Below are 18,011 nucleotides of genomic sequence, written 5' to 3'. Positions count from 1 at the left end.
TCTGTATCCGGATCAGCCCGCCGTTTAGCCCGGCCCCGATGCCTTCGCAAGGCGCCCGGGCGCGCTGGCGGCCCAGCGCAGCCAGACATGGATCATCCAGCCGAGCATCATGGCGTTGAGGCAATGCCACAGGAAATGGGTGCCGAGCGGCCAGACAGAGCAGAGCCCCATGTCGACCGAGCGGATGGTGATCGACAGCGACAGGATCGCTGCGCCCACCGCCATCCCCGCCGCCACCTCCGGCAGGCGCCGGCGCAGGCCAATGGCATAGACAAACAAGAGCAGCGGCACCGTCCAGTAGAAATCCGAGATGCGGAAGAACGGCAGCGCATCGAGCAGCGGCACCATGACCGCCGCGTAGGGCGCAAAGCCCGCCGTTGCCAGCAGCGCGCCCCAGACCGGCAGGCCGATGAACTGCCGGTGCACCAGGTAGAGATAGACGATGATGAACAGCCCGATCGGCGCGGTATCCGCCAGCGAGGCCCATTGCGTGGCAAAGGTGTGGAAGAGGAACGAGCCGATGCCGATCACGAAGAGGATCGCGCAGAGCAGCATCGCCGGCCCCTGCCCCCGCGAGCGCGGCCAGAGCAGCAGCGCGGCGAGGACGAAGGCCAGGTTCGTCACCGCGTTCAGCGGCTCGGCCCAGAGGCCCGGCCCCAGCCGCTCGCAATAGATGTCGATCTGTTCCGACCAGTCCATGGCCACCCCGCCCCGCCTTGTCCGCCCTGCTTAGCAGCGGGGGCGGCGCCTGGGTAGCGCCGGGCTCAGCCGCCCTGCGCCGCCGCGGTCTCGGCAGCCAGCCCGAGCCGGCCGGCGGAGAAGCTGCGGCCCCAATGGCGCAGCGCGGCGTTCTGCAAGCCCCGCGAGCGGGCCAGCCAGGCGCTGGCGCCGGGAGGCGTCTCCTCCAGCGAATCCGCCGTCTCTTCGCGCAGCTCGTGGTTTACCGTCAGTGTGGCGAAGGCCAGATCCGCCGCGCCCATCGTGCGCTCGTAGCCCGCGAGGGCCGAGCAGAAGTTCAGCGTGCCGGTCTTGGCCTGCACCAGCGCCGGCGGCGGATCGAGCAGATTGCCTTGCGCATCCAGCATACGGATCGTCTTCAGCAGCGGCCGCAGCCTGTCTCGCGCCACCGGGTTGGCGAGGATCGCGGTGAGCTGAAGGGCGCTGACGCGGCTTTCGTCCGACAGGCCGGAATGGTCGACGAAATGCACCCGCTCGCCGAAGCGCTCGCGCACCCAGAGGTTCATCATCGCTGCAGAGACGCGCAGGGTCGCGGGCTGCAGGCTCCGCTCGGCGGAGGCAGCCAGGCCCAGCACCTCTGCCGTGAGGTTGGTCGAGTAATAGAGCATGTCGCGCGCGATCTCGGAAAGCTCGGGGCTCTCCACCCGCGCCAGCTCTCGGGCGCCCTCGGGCGCCGGGGCCGCGAGGGCCCGCTCGGGCGCCGGCAGGGTGATGCCCTGGAACTCCGCAATCGCGCGGAAGACCTGCCCCGCATAGATCCACGGCCGCCGCACCGGCAGCCAGCGCGACCCGCCGTTGCCGAGTGCGCCCTTGGCCACGGTCCATTCCTCGGTCTCGCCGCCATCGGCATAGGTGTAGATCGGCGCCGAGCGGTCGATCACGCTCATCCGCTCCGCCGGCACATCCGGCGAGTAGCGCGCGGCGCGGGCCTGCATCGTCACGTCATAGCCGGCGCCGGCGCGGGCCCACTCAAAATGGACCCGGTTGTAATTGAGGTTCAGTCCCGCCACGCCGGGATTGTAGCTGACATTGATCGGCTGGGTCGGCTCGATCTGCGGGAAGGTCGCGAGCGCCCCGTCCCAGATCAGCAGGCGGCCCTGCACCTCGGTGATGCCGGCCTCCTTCAGCTGGTCGACGAGCTCACCCAGCCCGTCGGAATCGAGCCCCGGGTCGCCACCGCCGGCCAGCACCAGATCGCCGGTCAGCACACCGCCCTCGATGGGCCCGAAGCTCACCACCCGGGTCGAGAACCGGTGCTGCTCACCCAGCGTGTCCAAAGCATAAAGCGTCGTCAGCGTCTTGGTGACAGAGGCCGGCGGCACGGCGACGTCGCCGGCATATTGCGCCCGCACCTCACCGGTGGCCGTGTCGCGCAGCGCGATGGAGACATCGCCGCCCAGCCGCGCCTGGCCGACGAAATCCTCCAGGCTGGGCCGGGCGAGCGGCCGCTTGCCGGGCACATAGGGCGCCGGCGGCTCGGTGCCGGGGCGGGCCAGTGGCCGTACGGATGTGAAAGGGGCATCGGCGAGAGCCATGCCGCCTGCACTGGCGGCGGCGCCTGTCAAAAAGGCGCGGCGGGAAAGACCTGGTCGCATCGGCGCAGACATTACCCGGTTTCGCCCCGGCTTCAACGCACGAGCCTGTCAGCTCGGCGGGTTTTCGGCGGCCTTCTGCCGGGCGCGGATGGCGGTGGAGCTGGCGGCGTTCATCGGCAGGTTCACGAAACACCAGGCCGGCGCCTCGGCCCGCCCCAGCCGCCCCGCCTCTGCCGCCGGAATTCGCGCCGCCCGGTAGGTGCGCGCCGCCACCGACAGCCGCGCCGAGATGCGCTGGCCGGGCCGGGCGAGCACGCCCACCGGCACGCTCTCCATGATCTCGCGCCAATCCTGCCAGCGATGAAACTGCGCGAGGTTGTCCGCCCCCATCAGCCAGACGAAGCGCACCTGCGGGTAGCGCCGGCGCAGGCCGCGCAGCGTCTCCGCAGTGTAGCGGGTGCCGAGCCGCGCCTCGACATCCGTCACCGTCACGCGGGGATGCTGGATCACCTCCTGCGCCGCCGCGATCCGCTCCGCCATCGGCGCCGGCCCGCGGGCCTTGAGCGGGTTGCCGGGGGAGACGAGCCACCACACGCGATCGAGCCCGAAGCGCAGCAGCGCCTGCCGGGTGATATTGGCGTGCCCCTCATGCGCCGGGTCGAACGACCCGCCGAGTAGGCCGATCACCTCGCCCCGCCGCGCTTTCGGATATGCCCATGCCTCGCTCATCGAGAGGTCACGTCCACCAAGCCGCCCCCCTTGTCAAACGCCGTCGAACGCCGCGCCCCCTCCGCCAGGGCGGCGCCCCTCTCGCTTTTCTCGAAATATCCTCGGGGGGGGCCGCAGGCGGGGGGCAGACAGCCCCCCTCCCCGCGCGCCTCAGGCGGCGCCCTCCGGCACGTAGTCGAACCGCGAGAACACGGCCTCCTTGGCCATCCCCGAGGTGTCCATCGCCACCATCCCCACGAAGGCGCCGGTGAAGGAGCCATGTTCCCCCCGCCCGCCTTCGTCGGAGATGACGGCGGCGTTCAGCTCCAGCCCGAAGGCCACCCACTCGCCGCCCTGCCGGTAGAAGAACTGCTGCACCGCGCCGCGCACCTCGACCTTCAGCTCGACCGGCCCATCGCCCAGCGCCACCGGCTCCGCGGGCCATTCCAGCTGCGCATCCGGCCAGTTGCCGGGGCAGGACATGAGCGTGAGCGCCCGCCCGATCCCCGGCTCGTCCGAGACGAGCGCGGCGTGGAACTTGTGGCGGTTGTAATAGGTCGTCAGGCCGGCGGCCTGCTGGTAGCTCTCCGGCGCGAACGCGGCGATCTCCGTCTCGGCGGTGTAGGAGATATCCTCCTGCCGCCGCGCCACCAGCGCCTGCTCGAACCAGCTGCCGATGCTCTCGCGCCCGATCAGGCTCAGCCCCTCCGGCCCCATGCGGAAGATCCGCTCCGGCTCCGGCGTGCGCAGCCACTGGAAGTCCATCGGCAGCGCGCCGCCGCCGAAGCTGTGCCGCACGGCTTCACGGGGCTTCGTCGGCACATCCACCGGTCCCGGCAGTTCCTGCCGCGGCACCAGTCCGCCCTCTTTCAGCCAGAGCCAGTCATCGCGCCAGACGACCTCCTCGATGCCGGTCTCGCGCCCGAGCGGGCAGAACCGCCCCGTGCCATCCGGCCCGGGGATCGGCCGGCCCATCAGGAAGGTGTGGAAATGGCTGCCCCAATGCGTCTCCACCCATTGGCCATGGCCCGTCCGCTGGATCGGCCCGTCCGTGCCCTTGGTGGAGATGACGTGATGCTCCGGATGGTCCTCGTAGGGCCCCCAGATGTCGCGGCTGCGCGCCAGCGTCACCGCGTGGTCATAGCCCGTGCCGCCCTCGGCGGTGGTCAGGTAGTAATACCCGTTCCGCTTGAAGAGATGCGGCGCCTCGGTCAGCCCGCGCGGGCTGCCCTTGTAGATGTTCTTGACCGGCCCGCTCAGCCCGCCCTCCGGCGACCATTCCTGCAGGAGGATCCCGTCGAAGCTGGCATTGGCCGGGTTGCCGCCCGTGCCCGGCCCCCGGTGGTTCCACACCATGTTGACGAACCACTTGCGGCCATCGTCATCGTGGAAGAGCGAGGGGTCGAAGCCGGAGGAGTTGATATACCACGGGTCGCACCACTCCCCGTCGATCGTCTCGCAAGCGGTGATGTAGTTATGCGCGTCCTTGAACGCGCCATCGAGCCGCTTCACGTCGGTATAGACGAGCCAGAACTTGCCGTCGGCGTAGGAGAGGCACGGCGCCCAGATACCGCAGCTGTCGGGGTTGCCGCGCATGTCGAGCAGCGCCGCCCGGTTCAGCGGCCGGCTGACCAGCTCCCAGTTCACGAGGTCGCGGGAGTGGTGGATCTGCACGCCGGGGTACCACTCGAAGGTGGAGGTGGCGATGTAGTAATCCTCGCCGACGCGGCAGAAGGACGGGTCGGCGTTGAAGCCGGGCAGGATGGGGTTCTGGATCATGGCGGGGCTCCTCCCTCGCGGCCGTTGGGGCTCAGGCGTTCTCGGACGACTTCGCCCAGAGGTTGATCTTCTCCTCGTCGGCGTACTCGTCGATCAGCTTCAGCTCCTCGGCGGTGAACTCGAGGTTGCTGACGGCGCCGACACAATCTTCGACCTGGGAGGGCTTCGACGCGCCGATGAGGGCCGTGGTGATGCCGCCCTCGCGCAGCACCCAGGCGATGGCCATCTGCGCCAGCGTCTGGCCGCGCGCCTCGGCGATCTCGTTGAGCTTGTTGAGGTTTCCGATGGCCTTTTCGGAGAGCATCGACGGGTTCAGGCTCTTGCCCTGCGTCGCCCGGCTGCCCTCCGGCACGCCGCCGAGGTACTTCTTCGTCAGCATCCCCTGCGCCAGCGGCGTGAAGGCGATGGAGCCGATGCCGAGCTCGGTCAGCGTCTCCTTCAGCCCGTCGCGCTCCACCCAGCGGTTGAGCATGTTGTAGCTCGGCTGGTGGATCAGGCAGGGCGTGCCGAGATCCTTCAGGATCGCCGCCGCCTCGCGCGTGCGCTCGGAATTGTAGCTGGAGATGCCCACGTAGAGCGCCCGGCCGGAGCGGACGATATGGTCGAGCGCGCCCATCGTCTCTTCAAGCGGCGTGTCGGGATCGAAGCGGTGCGAGTAGAAGATGTCGACGTAGTCGAGCCCCATCCGCTTCAGGCTCTGGTCGCAGGAGGAGATGAGGTACTTGCGGCTGCCCCATTCACCGTAGGGGCCGGGCCACATCTCGTAGCCGGCCTTGGAGGAGATGATCAGCTCGTCGCGGTAGCCCTTGAAGTCTGTCTTCAGGATCTCGCCGAAGGCTTCCTCGGCGGAGCCGGCGGGGGGCCCGTAATTGTTGGCGAGGTCGAAATGGGTGATGCCGAGGTCGAAGGCACGCTGCACGATGGAGCGCTTCAGGTCATGCGGGAAATCGCCGCCGAAATTGTGCCAGAGGCCGAGCGAGACCGCCGGCAGCTTGAGGCCGGAATTGCCGACGCGGCGGTAGGCCATGGTGTCGTAGCGGGTCTCGGCGGGTGTGTAAGACATGCAGGAGCTCCTTCTCGTCGCGCGCAATAGATAGCGCTATCGGCGCGGGGTAAAGGGGATTGTCTGACAATGTAGGGCGGATTGCGGTCGGGCGCCCGTAGGGTGGGTTTTCAACCCACCATGACGCAACACTGCCGCGCCGGGCGGGCGCCTGCCCGCGGGGTGGCGCAATGACGGAACCGCTTCTCGATTTATGCCCGCCACACCCCTCTTCGCGGCGAGCCTTGCGCTGCCGTCACCAGAACGCCAACCCGCCGGGACGGGCAAGCGCTCGCCCGGCGCCTTCGGCGTGATTCCGGGCGAGGGTAAGGAGCGGTGGGGTGGGCGGTGGGTTGGAAACCCACCCTACGTGGCCCGCCCTGTGGGGCGCGGTTTTACGCCGCTATTACTCCCCTCAAGCCGCCGCCTTGCCGAAGTACTTCCGCGAGGCGATGCGCGCGCCCTCGGCCAGCGCAGCGAGCTTGGCATAGGGCAGCTGCAGGTCGACATCGCCCATCCCGGCATGCACCGAGAAGCCGCAATCGACGCCGGCGACGACGTTCTCGCGGCCGACCATGTCGGCATAGCGCCCGATGCGCTGAGCGATCAGTTCGGGATGCTCGATATAGGTGGACTGGGGCTCGACCATGCCGGGCACCAGAACCTTGCCCTCGGGCAGCTTCACCTCTTCGAACAGCGTCCATTCATGGGCGTGGCGCGGGTTCGCGGCCTCGACCAGCACCGCATGCGGCTTGGCCTTCCAGACGATGTCGATGATGTCCTGCAGGGGCATGTCGCAATGGTGCGGCCCCGGGTAGTTGCCCCAGCACAGATGCATCCTGAGCTGCTCGGCGGGGATGTTCTGCACCGCGTGGTTCAGCGCCGCGATATGGATCTCGGAGACCTTGCGAAAATCCTCGATGCTGTCGTTCATGTAATGGACATGCCGGCCCATCGCCAGATCGGGGCAGTCGAGCTGCACCAGCGCGCCCGAGGCGGCGATGGTCTCGTATTCGTGGCGCATGCCCTCGGCGATCGCGAAGACGTAGTCTTCATGGCTGTCGTAATACTCGTTCTTGAAGAAGAGCGAGATGACGCCCGGCGAGGCGGCGGAGGTGAAGATGCCATTGGCACCGTAGGTCTCGGCGGCCGCGGTGAGGCGCTTCATGTCGTTGCCGGCGGCCTCGAAATCCTTGACCGAGATCGGGCCGTTGCAGCCCGGCGTGCGGCGATGCTTACGGCCGGGGTCGCCGGCGATGCGGGCGGCGATCTTGGGGAAGTCGATGATGTCGGCGAAGGGATAGCTCTGCCCCGTGCCGCCGAAACCGTTCAGCCGATCCTTCACATAGGTGGCATAGCTCGGCTTGGACATCTCGCCGTCGTTGACGATGTCGATCCCCGCCTCGACCTGCTTGGAGACGCTGTCGTTCACCGCCTCGACGATGGCGGCCTCGACCTTGGCCGGGTCGACATCGCCGCCGTCCTGCTGGGCGAAGATCAGCTCCAGAAGCTCATCGGGACGCGGCAGAGAGCCGGTGTGGGTGGTCAGGAATCTCTCGGTGCTGCGCATGTCATCTCCTCCTAGAGCCAGGGCCACGCGAGGGTGGCCAATTTTGCGCGAAAGGCAAGCGGGGGCGCGTTGCCGACGCGGGAACGCTTGTGGTGAGGGCGGAGCGGGGGCCAGCCCCCGCACCCCCGGGATATTTCGGGAAAAGCGAGAGGAAAGGCGGGAGCGCCCCCCGCCTCGCCTCTCTCAATTCGCCCATTCGCCCTTGCGCATGACGGGCACGCGGGTGCCGTCCTTGTGGATGCCGTCGATATCCACCTCGCCGGAGCCGATCATCCAGTCGACATGGATGAGCGAGCTATTGCCACCCTTGGCCGCGATCTCCTCCTTCGAGAGCGAAGCGCCATCGAGGAAGCAGTCGGAATAGCACTGGCCCTGGGCGATATGGCAGGAGGCGTTCTCGTCGAAGAGCGTGTTGTAATAGAGCAGGCCGCTCGCGGAGATGGGCGAGGAATGCGGAACTAGCGCCACTTCGCCAAGCCGGGCGGCGCCTTCGTCGGTGGCGATGAGATCGCGGAAGACCTCTTGGCCGCGGGTCGCCTTTGCCTCGACGATGCGGCCGCCCTCGAAGCGCACCTCGATCCCGTCGATAATGGCGCCCTGATGGCTGAGCGGCTTGGTGGCGCGCACCCAGCCCTCGGCGCGGCGGCAATCGGGGGTGGTGAACACCTCCTCCGTCGGGATGTTGGGGTTGCAGGTGATGCCGTTCTTGGCCTCGGCGGCGCCGCCCTTCCACTTGTGGCCCTCGGCGAGGCCGAGGGTGAAATCGGTGCCGGGGCCGGTGTAGTGCAGCGCATCGAAGCGCTGCTCGTTCAGCCAGGCCGAGCGGCTGCGCAGCGCAGCGTTGTGCTTGGCCCATTCGGCCACGGGGTCGTTGTTCTCCAGCCGGCTGGCGGCGAAGATGGCCTCGGCGAGCTTGGCCTGGGCGGCGTCATCCGAGAGATCGGGGAACATACGCCTTGCCCAGTCGCGGCCGGGATAGGCGGCGATGTTCCAGTTGACGTCGAAGCCCGCGATCTTCTGCAGCGCCGGCTGGTAGGCGGCGGAATTGGCGCGGCCGGCGCGCGAGACCTTGGCGGGGTCTTCATCGGCCAGCAGCATGGGGTCGTCGGCGACGATGGCCATGCGGGCGGCGCCGTCGCCAAAGGCCTTTGCCATGCCGTCGTAGAGCCAGCCCGGCGCCTTGTCGAAGCTGTCGTCGGGCGCGTGGCGGTAGCGGGCGAGCGTGATCTCGGCATCGGAGAGGATGGGCGTCACCAGCCCGGCGCCGGCGCGATAGGCGGCGGCCACGACGCGGCGCAGGAGCGGCAGCGCGGTGGTGGGGGCGGTGACCACGAGGTCCTGCCCTTCCTTGAGGCCGAGGCCCACCTTGACGGCGACCTCCGCGAGAAGGTCGAGCTTGGCGAGGTCGAAGGGCAGGTCTTTGTCGTCCTGGATCATCTGGGGGCTCCTTTCGGGCTTATGCGGTGGGGTGTAGCGCCGGGGCGGCGGGAGGGCCAGCCGGGGGGGCGGCGGCCACAGGCGACCACCTTGCACACCGGCCCGTGGGGTGGCGCCGCGAGGGTCCCGCTGGTGCTCCTTGTGCCGGCCACACTCCTCCCAGCGGAGGGCCGGGCATAGGCTTCATCAGAGCGGTGGCCTGAAGGCCTTGATTCCGCGCGAGGGGTAGAGCGGTGACGGCGGTCATGGTGCGGCGCCCTGCAGCAGTCCGCGCGCCGCCCGCAGAGATCGACCGCGTCGCCCCGCACACGCCCGCTGGACCTCCCCCCGCCCGCGTGCCAAGCCGCTGCCATGCTCGGCGCCATCCTCCCCATCGCTCTGACCATCGCCGCCGGGTTCACCCTGGTGCAGACGAAGGTGCTGCCGCGCGAGGCCTGGCCGCCGATCGAGACGCTCTGCTACCGGCTGCTCTTCCCCGTTCTGCTCATCCGCATCATCTCGTCGGCCGATCTCGCATTCGGCGCGCTCGCGGGCTACGCCGCCGCCATCCTCATCACGCTCGCCATCGGCGGCGCCGCGGCGCTGGCACTGCGCCTGATCCTCAACAAGGAGCGCCTGCCCGACCCCGCCCTCTCCACGCTCTTCCAGGCCGCGATCCGCTGGAACGGCTTCCTCGCCCTCGCCGCCGCGCCGGCCTTCCTGGGGGAGCAAGGCACCGCCCTGCTCGCCATGGCGATGGTCGTCATCATCGCGCCGGTCAACATCGCCTCGGTCCTCGCGCTCTCGCGCCTCGGCACGGCCGACCCGAGCTTGCGCGGCATCCTCCGCACCATTGCCGTGAACCCGCTGGTGCAGGGCAGCCTGCTCGGCATCGCGATGAACCTCGCCGGGCTCACGCTGCCCCCGGTTCTCGACACCACCTTCGAGCTCATCGGGCGCGGCGGCCTCGGTATCGCGCTGCTGGCGGTGGGCGCCGGCATCGAGCCGCGGCGGCTCTGGCGCTTCTCGGGCAACACCGCGCTCGGCCTCGCCTTCCGCCCGTTCCTGATGCCGGCGATCTTCCTTGTCGCCGCCCGCCTCCTTGGCCTGGGCGAGCTGCAAACCCTGGCCGGGCTTCTGGTCTTCGCCGTGCCGACTGCCGCCAACGGGTATATCGTTGCCCGGGCGATGGGCGGCGACGCGCCGCTCTATGCCGAGATCATGGCCTGGCAGACGCTGCTGGCCATGGCGGCGCTGCCGCTCTGGGCGCTCGCCGCCTGAGCATCTTGCAAGCCGCGGCGCGACGGGCGTAAATCCGCGCCATGCCCAGTCTCGACCCGCCAGACCTTCGCCTGACCTCGCCGCGCGCGCCCGAGGCCATCTCCTGCCTGCAGGCCTATTATTCCGAGCTGGCCTCGCGCTTTCCCGGCGGCTTCGACGTCTCGCTCTCGGCCGACCCCGAGGCCTCTGCGATGGAGCCGCCGCGCGGCGCCTTCTGGGTGGCGTGGTCGGCCGGCACGGCCATCGGCTGCTGCGGGCTGAAGGGCGACGGCAGCGCCACGGGCGAGGTCAAGCGCCTCTGGGTCTCGCCCGCCGCCCGCGGCATGGGGCTCGCCCGGCGATTCATGGAGACCTGCGAGGCCGAGGCGGCAAAGCTGGGGATGACGCGGCTGCGGCTCGACACCAATTCTGCCCTGCCCGAGGCGGTCGCCATGTACCACCGGCTCGGCTGGACCGAGATCGAGCGGTTCAACGACGATCCCTACCCGGATGTCTTTTTCGAGAAAGCCATCCCGCCTGCTTGACTTGCCCGCCGCCGATACCGACGCTCCGGGGGCAAGAGGAGAGCGCGCATGGGAACATTCGACAGCGAGCAAGCGGCAGAATTGCAGCGCGAGCTTCACAGCCACCTGCCCTCCGACCCTGCGCTGCGCGTCAAGACGCTTGAGAGCCTGCTCGTCGAGGCGGGCATGGTGAACCCCGCCAGCCTCGACGCCTGGACGGATTTCTACGCCGATGAGATGGGGCCCCAGCGCGGCGCCCAAGTCGTCGCCAGAGCGTGGACAGACGAGGAATTCCGCGACCGCCTGCGCGCCGATGCCGGGGCCGCTGTGGCGGAGATGGGGAATCAGGGCCACGCCACCGCCGATCTCGTGGCAGTCGAGAACGATGAGGCGACACACAACGTCGTCGTTTGTACGCTCTGCTCCTGCTACCCGTTCGGCCTGCTCGGCATGTCGCCGGCCTGGTACAAATCCGCCGCCTACCGCGCCCGCATCGTGCGCGAGCCGCGCAAGGTGCTGGCGGAATTCGGCGTGGAGCTGGGCCCGGAAGTGGCGGTGCGTGTCTGGGATTCGACCTCCGAGATCCGCTACCTCGTTGTCCCGCAGCGCCCCGCCGGCACCGAGGGGTGGAGCGCCGAGCGTCTGGCCGGCCTTGTCACCCGCAACGCCATGATCGGCACAGAGCGCGTGCTGGAGGCCGGCTGATGGACACGGTGCACGATCTTGGCGGCGTTCAGGGCTTCGGACCCGTCGATGTGGCGGCGCCGCCTTTCGCCCATGACTGGGAACAGCGCGTCTGGGCCATCTCGCGCTTCAGCCGCGGTGGCGGCGACTGGACGATCGACTGGTGGCGCCACATCATCGAGCGCATGCCGCCCGACGCCTATCTGACCCAGCCCTATTTCGTGAAATGGGCGCTGGCCGACATGGTTGGCTACATCTGCTCCGGCACCTTCACGCTGGACGAGGTCCTCTCCGGCCACCCGGAAGAGCCGCGCGAGCCGCCCGCCGCCATCGACCGGGAGGGCGCACGGGCCCTGCAATCGGGCGCCGCACGCTCGTTCGAGCGGCCCGCCGAAGCGCCGCCGCGCTTTGAAGCCGGAGACGCTGTGCGCACCATTCTGCATCCGGGCACCAACCACACCCGCCTGCCGCGGTATGCGCGGGGCCATACCGGCGAGGTCATCGCCCACCGCGGCGCCCATGTCTTTGCGGATGCCAATGCCGAAGGGCGGAGCGAGGCGCAGCATCTCTACACGATTGCCTTCCAGGCCACCGAGCTGTGGGGGCCAGAGGCCGACGCGCGCGACAGCGTGACCCTCGATCTGTGGGAGAGCCATCTTGAGCCGGGCTGAGCTGGACCACCCCGATTTCGACGCCCCCTGGCAGGCAGAGGCCATGGCCCTGGCCGAAAGCCTGAAGGAGCGCGCTGTCTTCACGGCGGCAGAGTGGGCAGAGGCGCTCGGCGCTGAGCGGGCCAGACAGGCAGCAGAGGGCGCACCGGACAGCAATGAAGCCTACTTCCTCGCCGTGCTCGCCGCGCTGGAAGGGCTGACCGCCCGCGCCGGCATCGCCCCCGCCGCCCGTGACCGCCGCCGCGCCGCCTGGGAAGAGGCCTACCGTCAGACCAGGCACGGCGATCCCGTCACCCTGCCGCCCGGCGCCTGAGCAGCCGCCTCAGAGGTCAGCCCCCTGCCCTCCACCAGGTAGGCCCCAAGGCTTCCAGCCTCATTGCTCCTTGCCCGCGCTCTCGTTATGGAGCGCCCTGCAATCCCAGCAACGGAGCATCGCCATGGCCGCCTATCAATACGTGTATCATATGGACGGCGTCTCGAAGGCCTATGCCGGCGGCAAGAAGGTGTTCGAGAACATCCGCCTGAACTTCCTGCCCGGCGTGAAGATCGGTGTGGTCGGCGTGAACGGCGCCGGTAAATCTTCGCTGCTGCGCATCATGGCGGGGCAGGACAAGGATTACACCGGCGAGGCCTGGGCCGCCGAGGGCACCAAGGTGGGCTACCTCTCGCAGGAGCCCGAGCTCGACGAGAGCAAGACCGTCCGCGAGAACGTCATGGAGGGCGTCGCCGCCAAGCAGGCGATCCTCGAGCGCTACAACGAACTGGCGATGAACTATTCCGACGAGACGGCCGACGAGATGGCCGAGCTGCAGGACAAGATCGACGCCGAGGATCTGTGGAACCTCGACGCCAGCGTCGACATCGCCATGGAAGCGCTGCGCTGCCCGCCCGACGATGCCAGCGTCGCCACCCTCTCGGGCGGTGAACGCCGCCGCGTGGCTCTGTGCAGGCTGCTGCTCGAAGCGCCCGACATGCTGCTGCTCGACGAGCCGACCAACCACCTCGACGCCGAGACGATCGCCTGGCTGCAGAACCACCTGATCGCCTACAAGGGCACGATCCTGATCGTCACGCACGACCGCTACTTCCTTGACGACATCACCAGCTGGATCCTCGAGCTCGACCGTGGCCAGGGCATCCCCTACGAGGGCAATTACTCCGACTGGCTCGGCCAGAAGGTGAAGCGGCTCGACCGCGAGGCCCGCGAGGACCGCACCAAGCAAAAGACGCTGGAGCGCGAGCTGGAATGGATGCGCCAGGGCGCCAAGGCCCGGCAGGCCAAGTCGAAGGCCCGCATCCAGGCCTATGAAGAGCTGGCCAGCCAATCCGAGCGCGAGCGGATCTCGAAGGCGCAGATCGTCATCCCGAACGGCAAGCGGCTCGGCAACAAGGTGATCGAGGTCGAAGGGCTGAAGAAGGCGATGGGCGACAAGCTCCTCATCGAGGATCTCAGCTTCTCGCTGCCGCCGGGCGGCATCGTCGGCGTCATCGGCCCCAACGGCGCCGGCAAGTCGACCCTGTTCAGGATGCTCACCGGCAAGCTGGAGCCCGATGCCGGCAGCATCGAATACGGCGATACGGTGCAGCTGAGCTTCGTTGACCAGTCGCGCGATACGCTCGATGACAACAACAACGTCTGGGAAGAGATCTCGGGCGGCGCCGAGCTGATCAATCTGGGCGATGCCGAGGTGAACTCCCGCGCCTATTGCGGCTCGTTCAACTTCAAGGGCACCGACCAGCAGAAGAAGGTCGGCCTGCTCTCGGGCGGTGAGCGCAACCGGGTGCACATGGCGAAGCTGCTGAAAAGCGGCGGCAACGTCCTCCTCCTCGACGAGCCGACAAACGACCTCGACGTCGAAACGCTGCGGGCGCTGGAAGACGCGCTGGTTGATTTCGCCGGCTGCGCCGTGGTCATCAGCCACGACCGCTTCTTCCTCGACCGGATCTGCACCCACATCCTCGCCTTCGAGGGCGAAGCGCATGTGGAATGGTTCGAAGGCAACTTCGAGGATTACGAGGAAGACAAGAAGAAGCGCCTGGGCGTCGATTCGCTCGAGCCGAAGCGGGTGAAGTTCAAGAAGTTCACCCGGTGATCACCAGCGCGCGCCGGCCCCCGGCGCGCGCCTGTCCGCCTGCAGCGAAGAGCCGGGCGATCATCGCGGGCATCCCGGCAAGCCGGGTGCACCACACCACCGGGGAGCGGGGGTCAGGGTGAAGAGCGAGATCACAAGCTGGACGGCCATCCGCGGGCTCGCCGCCTTGCAGGTCGTCATCCTGCACTTCTCGTTCCACTTCACCCCCGCCATCCACAGCAACCTCATCATGAACGGCCATCTGGCCGTCGACACCTTCTTCATCCTCTCGGGCGCGGTGCTCTATTACGTCTATGCCGCGGCCTTCGCAGAGGGGCGGTTCAGCTACCGCGACTTCATGATCCGGCGGCTGGCGCGGATCTATCCGGTTCATATCGTCACCATGATCGCCGCGCTGATGATCCTCGTGGTGGGGACGGCGGCGGGCCTGTCGGCACCGCCGCCCTATGAGATCGGGCCGGCGATCCTGCTGAACGTGTTCATGCTGCAGAACTGGCCAATCCTCGGCGGGCAAACGCTGAACTACCCGTCATGGTCTATCGGGGCGGAGTTCAACGCCTACCTGATCTTCCCGCTGCTCGCGGCCGTGGTCCTGAAGATCCCGGCGCGAGCCGCGGCCCTTGCCGCCTTCGCCTTCTTCGCCGCCTATTACGCGCTGCACGAAGCGCTGAAGCCCCCGGCGGCCTCGAACCTCTTCGACCGGACGTTCGACTATTCGGCGCTGCGCATCCTGCCCGACTTCCTGCTCGGCCTCGGCCTTTGCCGCACGCTTCTGGCAACGACTATTCGCCAGCGGGGCACCTGGCTGGCGCTCGCCGGCCTCGCATTGGTGGAGTATGTCTTTTGCCTGACGCGCGACCTCTACTTCATCGCCGTCTCGCTATCGGCGCTGATCCTCTTCGCCCTGGCGGCCGGCAACCCGCGCGTGCCGCGGGCGCTGCACTACCTCGGGCTCATCAGCTACTCGATCTACATGACCCATGCATTGATCGAGATGGTCGCCTTCAAGCTCATCGAGCTGGCCGGCGGCTACGGCGAAGACGCCCTGCCCTGGCCCTACCTCGCCCCCGTACTCGCGCTCACAATCGCCGCCGGGGCGCTCAGCTACCACCTGATCGAGGTGCCCGCCCGGGTGTGGACGATCAGGCTGGCGGACAGATGGGCGGCACGGCGGGGCCGGGCGGCGCGGTGAGGCTGTCCGCGACAGCCGGTCGCACCTCCCCCTTGCGCGACACCCCCCGGATGTGCGATACAGTGAATCGCTAAGATTTCTCTTCGATCCCCTGTTCCCTTCACCGGTACGCAGTCTCGAACTTGAACTGACGAGCCGGGCTGTCGCACTATCGCGGGCAGCGAACACAGAGGATATTCACATGGCCACTGGCACCGTGAAATGGTTCAACACCACCAAAGGCTTCGGCTTCATCGCTCCTGAAACCGGCGGCAAGGACGTTTTCGTCCACATCTCCGCCGTCGAGCGTTCGGGCCTGACCGGTCTGTCCGACAACCAGAAGGTCACCTACGACCTCGAGTCCGGCCGTGACGGCCGTGAGTCGGCGACCAACCTGCAGCTCGCCTGAGCCAGCAGCGGCCCCGCGGGGCCAAAGCCGAGAGATAAGAAGGGGCGCCCCGCGGCGCCCCTTTTGCTGTCCGGCCCCTAGTTGGGCACCCGGTCGTTGTCGCCGCCCATCGTGGCGGCGTAGGGCCGCGGCGCGCCGCCACCCGTGGCGACAGTGGCGCTGCCCTGGCCATAGAGCCAGTCGGCCTGCGAGCCGTAGAGATCGCCTTCCAGATCGACGGTGACATAGCTCTTGCGCGGGCCCCAATCGATCATGCCCTCGCCGCTGGCCACCACCGAGGCCGGCGCGTCCTCGGGCACCTCGCCCGTGACGGCGAAGCTGCCGCCCGCGATATTGCCGGCGCGATCGTGGAAATCCCAGAGCGTGCCTGAGACCTGGGAATTGGCGAAATTCACCGTCAGCGCCATGTCGGCGACCAGATCGGGGTCTTTCACGCGGTCGCCGAAGCTGACGGCGCCGTTGAACGTGGCCGAGCCGTTGGTCGGCGCCACCTGGGGCGGCATCGGGCGGCCACCCTGCACTTCGTCGAAGACGTGACCGATGGAATCGACGCTCTCTTCCTTGCCGTCGATATCCTGCGTCATCTGACCCGTGCTGATGGGCGGCGGATTGGAGCCGCCGCCTCCGCCACCGGCGCCGGTGCTGCCGCTGCTGCAGGCGGCGAGGGCCAGGGCCGAGCAAAGCGCGGCGAGGGGAAGGACGGGTGTCTCAAGACGCATTCGGGCAACTCCCATTCTAGGGGTTTGAAATCGATCGAATGCGCTATGCCGGTCGAATTTGGCGAAAACTCGACCGAGTCGAAACATCATCGGGGCGCGGCGGCGCAGCAGGGCTGCGGAACCGGCAGGTGCGCCGAGCGTTGTGCAACATAACCTTGTGAATTGGAGGCCAAAATGGCCCTTTCGACCATCCTGATCATTGTGCTCGTTCTGCTGCTCATCGGCGCCCTGCCGACCTGGGGCTATTCCCGCGGCTGGGGCTATGCGCCCTCCGGCGGTCTTGGGCTGATCCTCGTCATCGTCATCGTGCTGCTCTTGCTCGGTGTCTTCTGACAAACGACAGGGTGAGGCAGGGCCGGCCCCAGCCTCACCCCGCCTTTGTCCTGCAACGGCCCCCCACCTGCCCTTTTCTGGCCCAAATGGATGCCAAGATGAGGGCAACGAGGGAGCTGATAATGGTAAATGTTACGATGGTGTTCGCGTCAGCGATCGGGCTGACAGCCGCGGCGATCGGCCTCATTGCTTTTGGGCTGCCGTGGTGGGCCGCCATCTCATTGTATTTGCTGCCAGGACCGGCGATCGTCATCGCGCTTGTGCTGCGCAGCCTGCCCCGCAAGCCACCCTCAGAAGGCGACCACATCGCCGTGACCCTCTCGGCCCAGCCCGCCTGAGGGCCGCGAATCACCTTGATCGGTGGCCGCAAACTCGCAATCATTCATGACGCGAGTTCCTCTATCTGCCGACTCTTCCGACCGAAGGCCAAGCACGATCGACGCGACGCGCCAAGCCGCTGCACCCTGCGAGCGGCAACCGGGAAAGGAGAGATCACGATGGCCACCGGCACCGTGAAATGGTTCAACACCACCAAAGGCTTCGGCTTCATCGCCCCTGACGGCGGCTCGAAGGACGTCTTCGTCCATATCTCTGCCGTCGAGCGTTCGGGCCTGACCGGCCTCGCCGACAACCAGAAGGTCACCTACGACCTCGAAACCGGCCGCGACGGCCGGCAGAGCGCCGTAAACCTCGCGCTCGCCTGAGCCGACCGAGATAAGCCCAGGGCGCCGGCCTGCACCGGCGCCCTGACGCAGCCCTAACGGCCCGGGTCTGCCACCGGCTCTACCACGAGCGTGCCCGCGGGCGCAGGAGCCATCAGCGGGCTGACCACGGCCCGCTCCCCATTCAGCCAGACATCCACATCCTCGGGCCGCAGGATCACGCCCATTCGGTCGTGCACCGGGGCGACATCCTCATTAGGCTCGCAGGTCACCGGCGCCACCTGCAGCAACTCGCGCCCGCCCGGCGCCCGCCAGACATCGCTGATCGCCGCGAAAAGCACCGGCGCCCCATCGGCGCGGGCGATGCGCCAGGCCTGCTTCTGGCGGGTCTTGCCTGTCCATTCGTACCAGCCGGAGCAGGGGATCACGGCCCGCCCGGTGCCCGCATAGGCGGATTTGTCGAACACCGTTTCCGACCGCGCATTGACGATGCGTTCCATCACCGGGCGGCCCCGCGCATTCACCCGTCCTACGGGCACGATGCCCCAGCGCGCCATGGCCGGGCCGGCGGGGAGCAGCGCCAGCACCTCCTCGCCCGGCGCGATGTTGAGCCTTGGTGCCTGCTCCGGGACCGCTGTGCCCAGGGCTGCGGCCAGCTCGTCCACCGTCGCGGTCAGGAATAGCCGGCCGGGCATCG

The 18,011-nt window shown here is 68.2% G+C and carries 20 protein-coding genes; 11 read left to right on the top strand and 9 right to left on the bottom strand.

What is annotated here, in order from left to right; genetic code table 11:
• Positions 1–24: 24 nt before the first annotated feature.
• The 7 genes from ACXN5S_RS11520 to ACXN5S_RS11490 form a co-directional block, all read right to left on the bottom strand.
• Complete coding sequence (locus ACXN5S_RS11520) at positions 25–699, bottom strand: ceramidase domain-containing protein (RefSeq protein WP_458605581.1); 675 nt, start codon at positions 697–699, stop codon at positions 25–27.
• 65 nt (positions 700–764) lie between these two features.
• Positions 765–2,273 carry a D-alanyl-D-alanine carboxypeptidase/D-alanyl-D-alanine endopeptidase gene (gene dacB / locus ACXN5S_RS11515; protein WP_458605580.1) on the bottom strand — a complete coding sequence of 503 codons (1,509 nt, stop codon included), beginning with the start codon at positions 2,271–2,273 and terminating at the stop codon, positions 765–767.
• Positions 2,274–2,381: 108 nt separating this feature from the next.
• A complete protein-coding gene (locus ACXN5S_RS11510; RefSeq protein WP_458605579.1) occupies positions 2,382–3,002 on the bottom strand; it encodes a nicotinate-nucleotide adenylyltransferase in 621 nt (206 codons plus the stop codon).
• A 150-nt stretch (positions 3,003–3,152) separates the two neighbouring features.
• Complete coding sequence (locus ACXN5S_RS11505) at positions 3,153–4,760, bottom strand: glycoside hydrolase family 43 protein (protein ID WP_458605578.1); 1,608 nt, start codon at positions 4,758–4,760, stop codon at positions 3,153–3,155.
• Positions 4,761–4,791: 31 nt separating this feature from the next.
• Positions 4,792–5,823 carry an L-glyceraldehyde 3-phosphate reductase gene (gene mgrA, locus ACXN5S_RS11500; protein ID WP_458605577.1) on the bottom strand — a complete coding sequence of 344 codons (1,032 nt, stop codon included), beginning with the start codon at positions 5,821–5,823 and terminating at the stop codon, positions 4,792–4,794.
• Positions 5,824–6,217: 394 nt separating this feature from the next.
• Entirely contained in the window at positions 6,218–7,372 is a 1,155-nt protein-coding gene (locus ACXN5S_RS11495) for a cobalamin-independent methionine synthase II family protein (RefSeq protein WP_458605576.1), read from the bottom strand.
• 183 nt (positions 7,373–7,555) lie between these two features.
• Positions 7,556–8,809, bottom strand: coding sequence for an aminopeptidase (locus ACXN5S_RS11490; protein WP_458605575.1), 1,254 nt, complete (start codon positions 8,807–8,809; stop codon positions 7,556–7,558).
• 351 nt (positions 8,810–9,160) lie between these two features.
• Here ACXN5S_RS11490 and ACXN5S_RS11485 point away from each other — a divergent pair, with 351 nt between their 5' ends.
• The 8 genes from ACXN5S_RS11485 to ACXN5S_RS11450 all read left to right on the top strand — a co-directional run bounded on the left by ACXN5S_RS11485 (position 9,161) and on the right by ACXN5S_RS11450 (position 15,600).
• Complete coding sequence (locus tag ACXN5S_RS11485; RefSeq protein WP_458605574.1) at positions 9,161–10,069, top strand: AEC family transporter; 909 nt, start codon at positions 9,161–9,163, stop codon at positions 10,067–10,069.
• Between the two features lie 41 nt (positions 10,070–10,110).
• Positions 10,111–10,593, top strand: a complete 483-nt coding sequence (locus ACXN5S_RS11480; protein WP_458605573.1) for a GNAT family N-acetyltransferase — start codon at positions 10,111–10,113, stop codon at positions 10,591–10,593.
• A 48-nt stretch (positions 10,594–10,641) separates the two neighbouring features.
• Positions 10,642–11,277 carry a nitrile hydratase subunit alpha gene (gene nthA / locus ACXN5S_RS11475; RefSeq protein WP_458605572.1) on the top strand — a complete coding sequence of 212 codons (636 nt, stop codon included), beginning with the start codon at positions 10,642–10,644 and terminating at the stop codon, positions 11,275–11,277.
• Positions 11,277–11,927, top strand: a complete 651-nt coding sequence (nthB, locus tag ACXN5S_RS11470; protein ID WP_458605571.1) for a nitrile hydratase subunit beta — start codon at positions 11,277–11,279, stop codon at positions 11,925–11,927. The genes nthA and nthB overlap by 1 nt, the downstream gene beginning before the upstream one ends.
• Entirely contained in the window at positions 11,914–12,240 is a 327-nt protein-coding gene (locus ACXN5S_RS11465) for a nitrile hydratase accessory protein (RefSeq protein WP_458605570.1), read from the top strand. The genes nthB and ACXN5S_RS11465 overlap by 14 nt, the downstream gene beginning before the upstream one ends.
• Positions 12,241–12,364: 124 nt before the next feature.
• The gene (gene ettA / locus ACXN5S_RS11460; protein WP_458605569.1) at positions 12,365–14,020 is read left to right on the top strand and encodes an energy-dependent translational throttle protein EttA; all 1,656 of its coding nucleotides are present in this window, start codon (positions 12,365–12,367) and stop codon (positions 14,018–14,020) included.
• A 118-nt stretch (positions 14,021–14,138) separates the two neighbouring features.
• Positions 14,139–15,212 carry an acyltransferase family protein gene (locus ACXN5S_RS11455; RefSeq protein ID WP_458605568.1) on the top strand — a complete coding sequence of 358 codons (1,074 nt, stop codon included), beginning with the start codon at positions 14,139–14,141 and terminating at the stop codon, positions 15,210–15,212.
• A 181-nt stretch (positions 15,213–15,393) separates the two neighbouring features.
• Positions 15,394–15,600, top strand: a complete 207-nt coding sequence (locus tag ACXN5S_RS11450) for a cold-shock protein (RefSeq protein ID WP_458605567.1) — start codon at positions 15,394–15,396, stop codon at positions 15,598–15,600.
• Positions 15,601–15,677: 77 nt separating this feature from the next.
• Here ACXN5S_RS11450 and ACXN5S_RS11445 read toward each other — a convergent pair whose 3' ends face one another.
• Positions 15,678–16,319 carry a HupA family protein gene (locus ACXN5S_RS11445; RefSeq protein WP_458605566.1) on the bottom strand — a complete coding sequence of 214 codons (642 nt, stop codon included), beginning with the start codon at positions 16,317–16,319 and terminating at the stop codon, positions 15,678–15,680.
• 174 nt (positions 16,320–16,493) lie between these two features.
• Between ACXN5S_RS11445 and ACXN5S_RS11440 the strand changes: the two genes are divergently transcribed.
• The 3 genes from ACXN5S_RS11440 (at position 16,494) to ACXN5S_RS11430 (ending at position 17,356) form a co-directional block, all read left to right on the top strand.
• The gene (locus tag ACXN5S_RS11440; protein ID WP_458605565.1) at positions 16,494–16,652 is read left to right on the top strand and encodes a DUF3309 family protein; all 159 of its coding nucleotides are present in this window, start codon (positions 16,494–16,496) and stop codon (positions 16,650–16,652) included.
• A gap of 122 nt (positions 16,653–16,774) precedes the next feature.
• Entirely contained in the window at positions 16,775–16,990 is a 216-nt protein-coding gene (locus tag ACXN5S_RS11435; protein WP_458605564.1) for a hypothetical protein, read from the top strand.
• Between the two features lie 159 nt (positions 16,991–17,149).
• Positions 17,150–17,356, top strand: a complete 207-nt coding sequence (locus ACXN5S_RS11430; protein WP_458605563.1) for a cold-shock protein — start codon at positions 17,150–17,152, stop codon at positions 17,354–17,356.
• 53 nt (positions 17,357–17,409) lie between these two features.
• On the opposite strand, the gene ACXN5S_RS11425 is transcribed toward ACXN5S_RS11430, so the two are convergent.
• Positions 17,410–18,009 carry an SOS response-associated peptidase gene (locus tag ACXN5S_RS11425; protein ID WP_458605562.1) on the bottom strand — a complete coding sequence of 200 codons (600 nt, stop codon included), beginning with the start codon at positions 18,007–18,009 and terminating at the stop codon, positions 17,410–17,412.
• Positions 18,010–18,011 lie beyond the last annotated feature (2 nt).

The organism is Pseudoroseicyclus sp. H15, from assembly GCF_054353345.1.
This window is presented reverse-complemented; position numbering and strand designations above follow the sequence as displayed.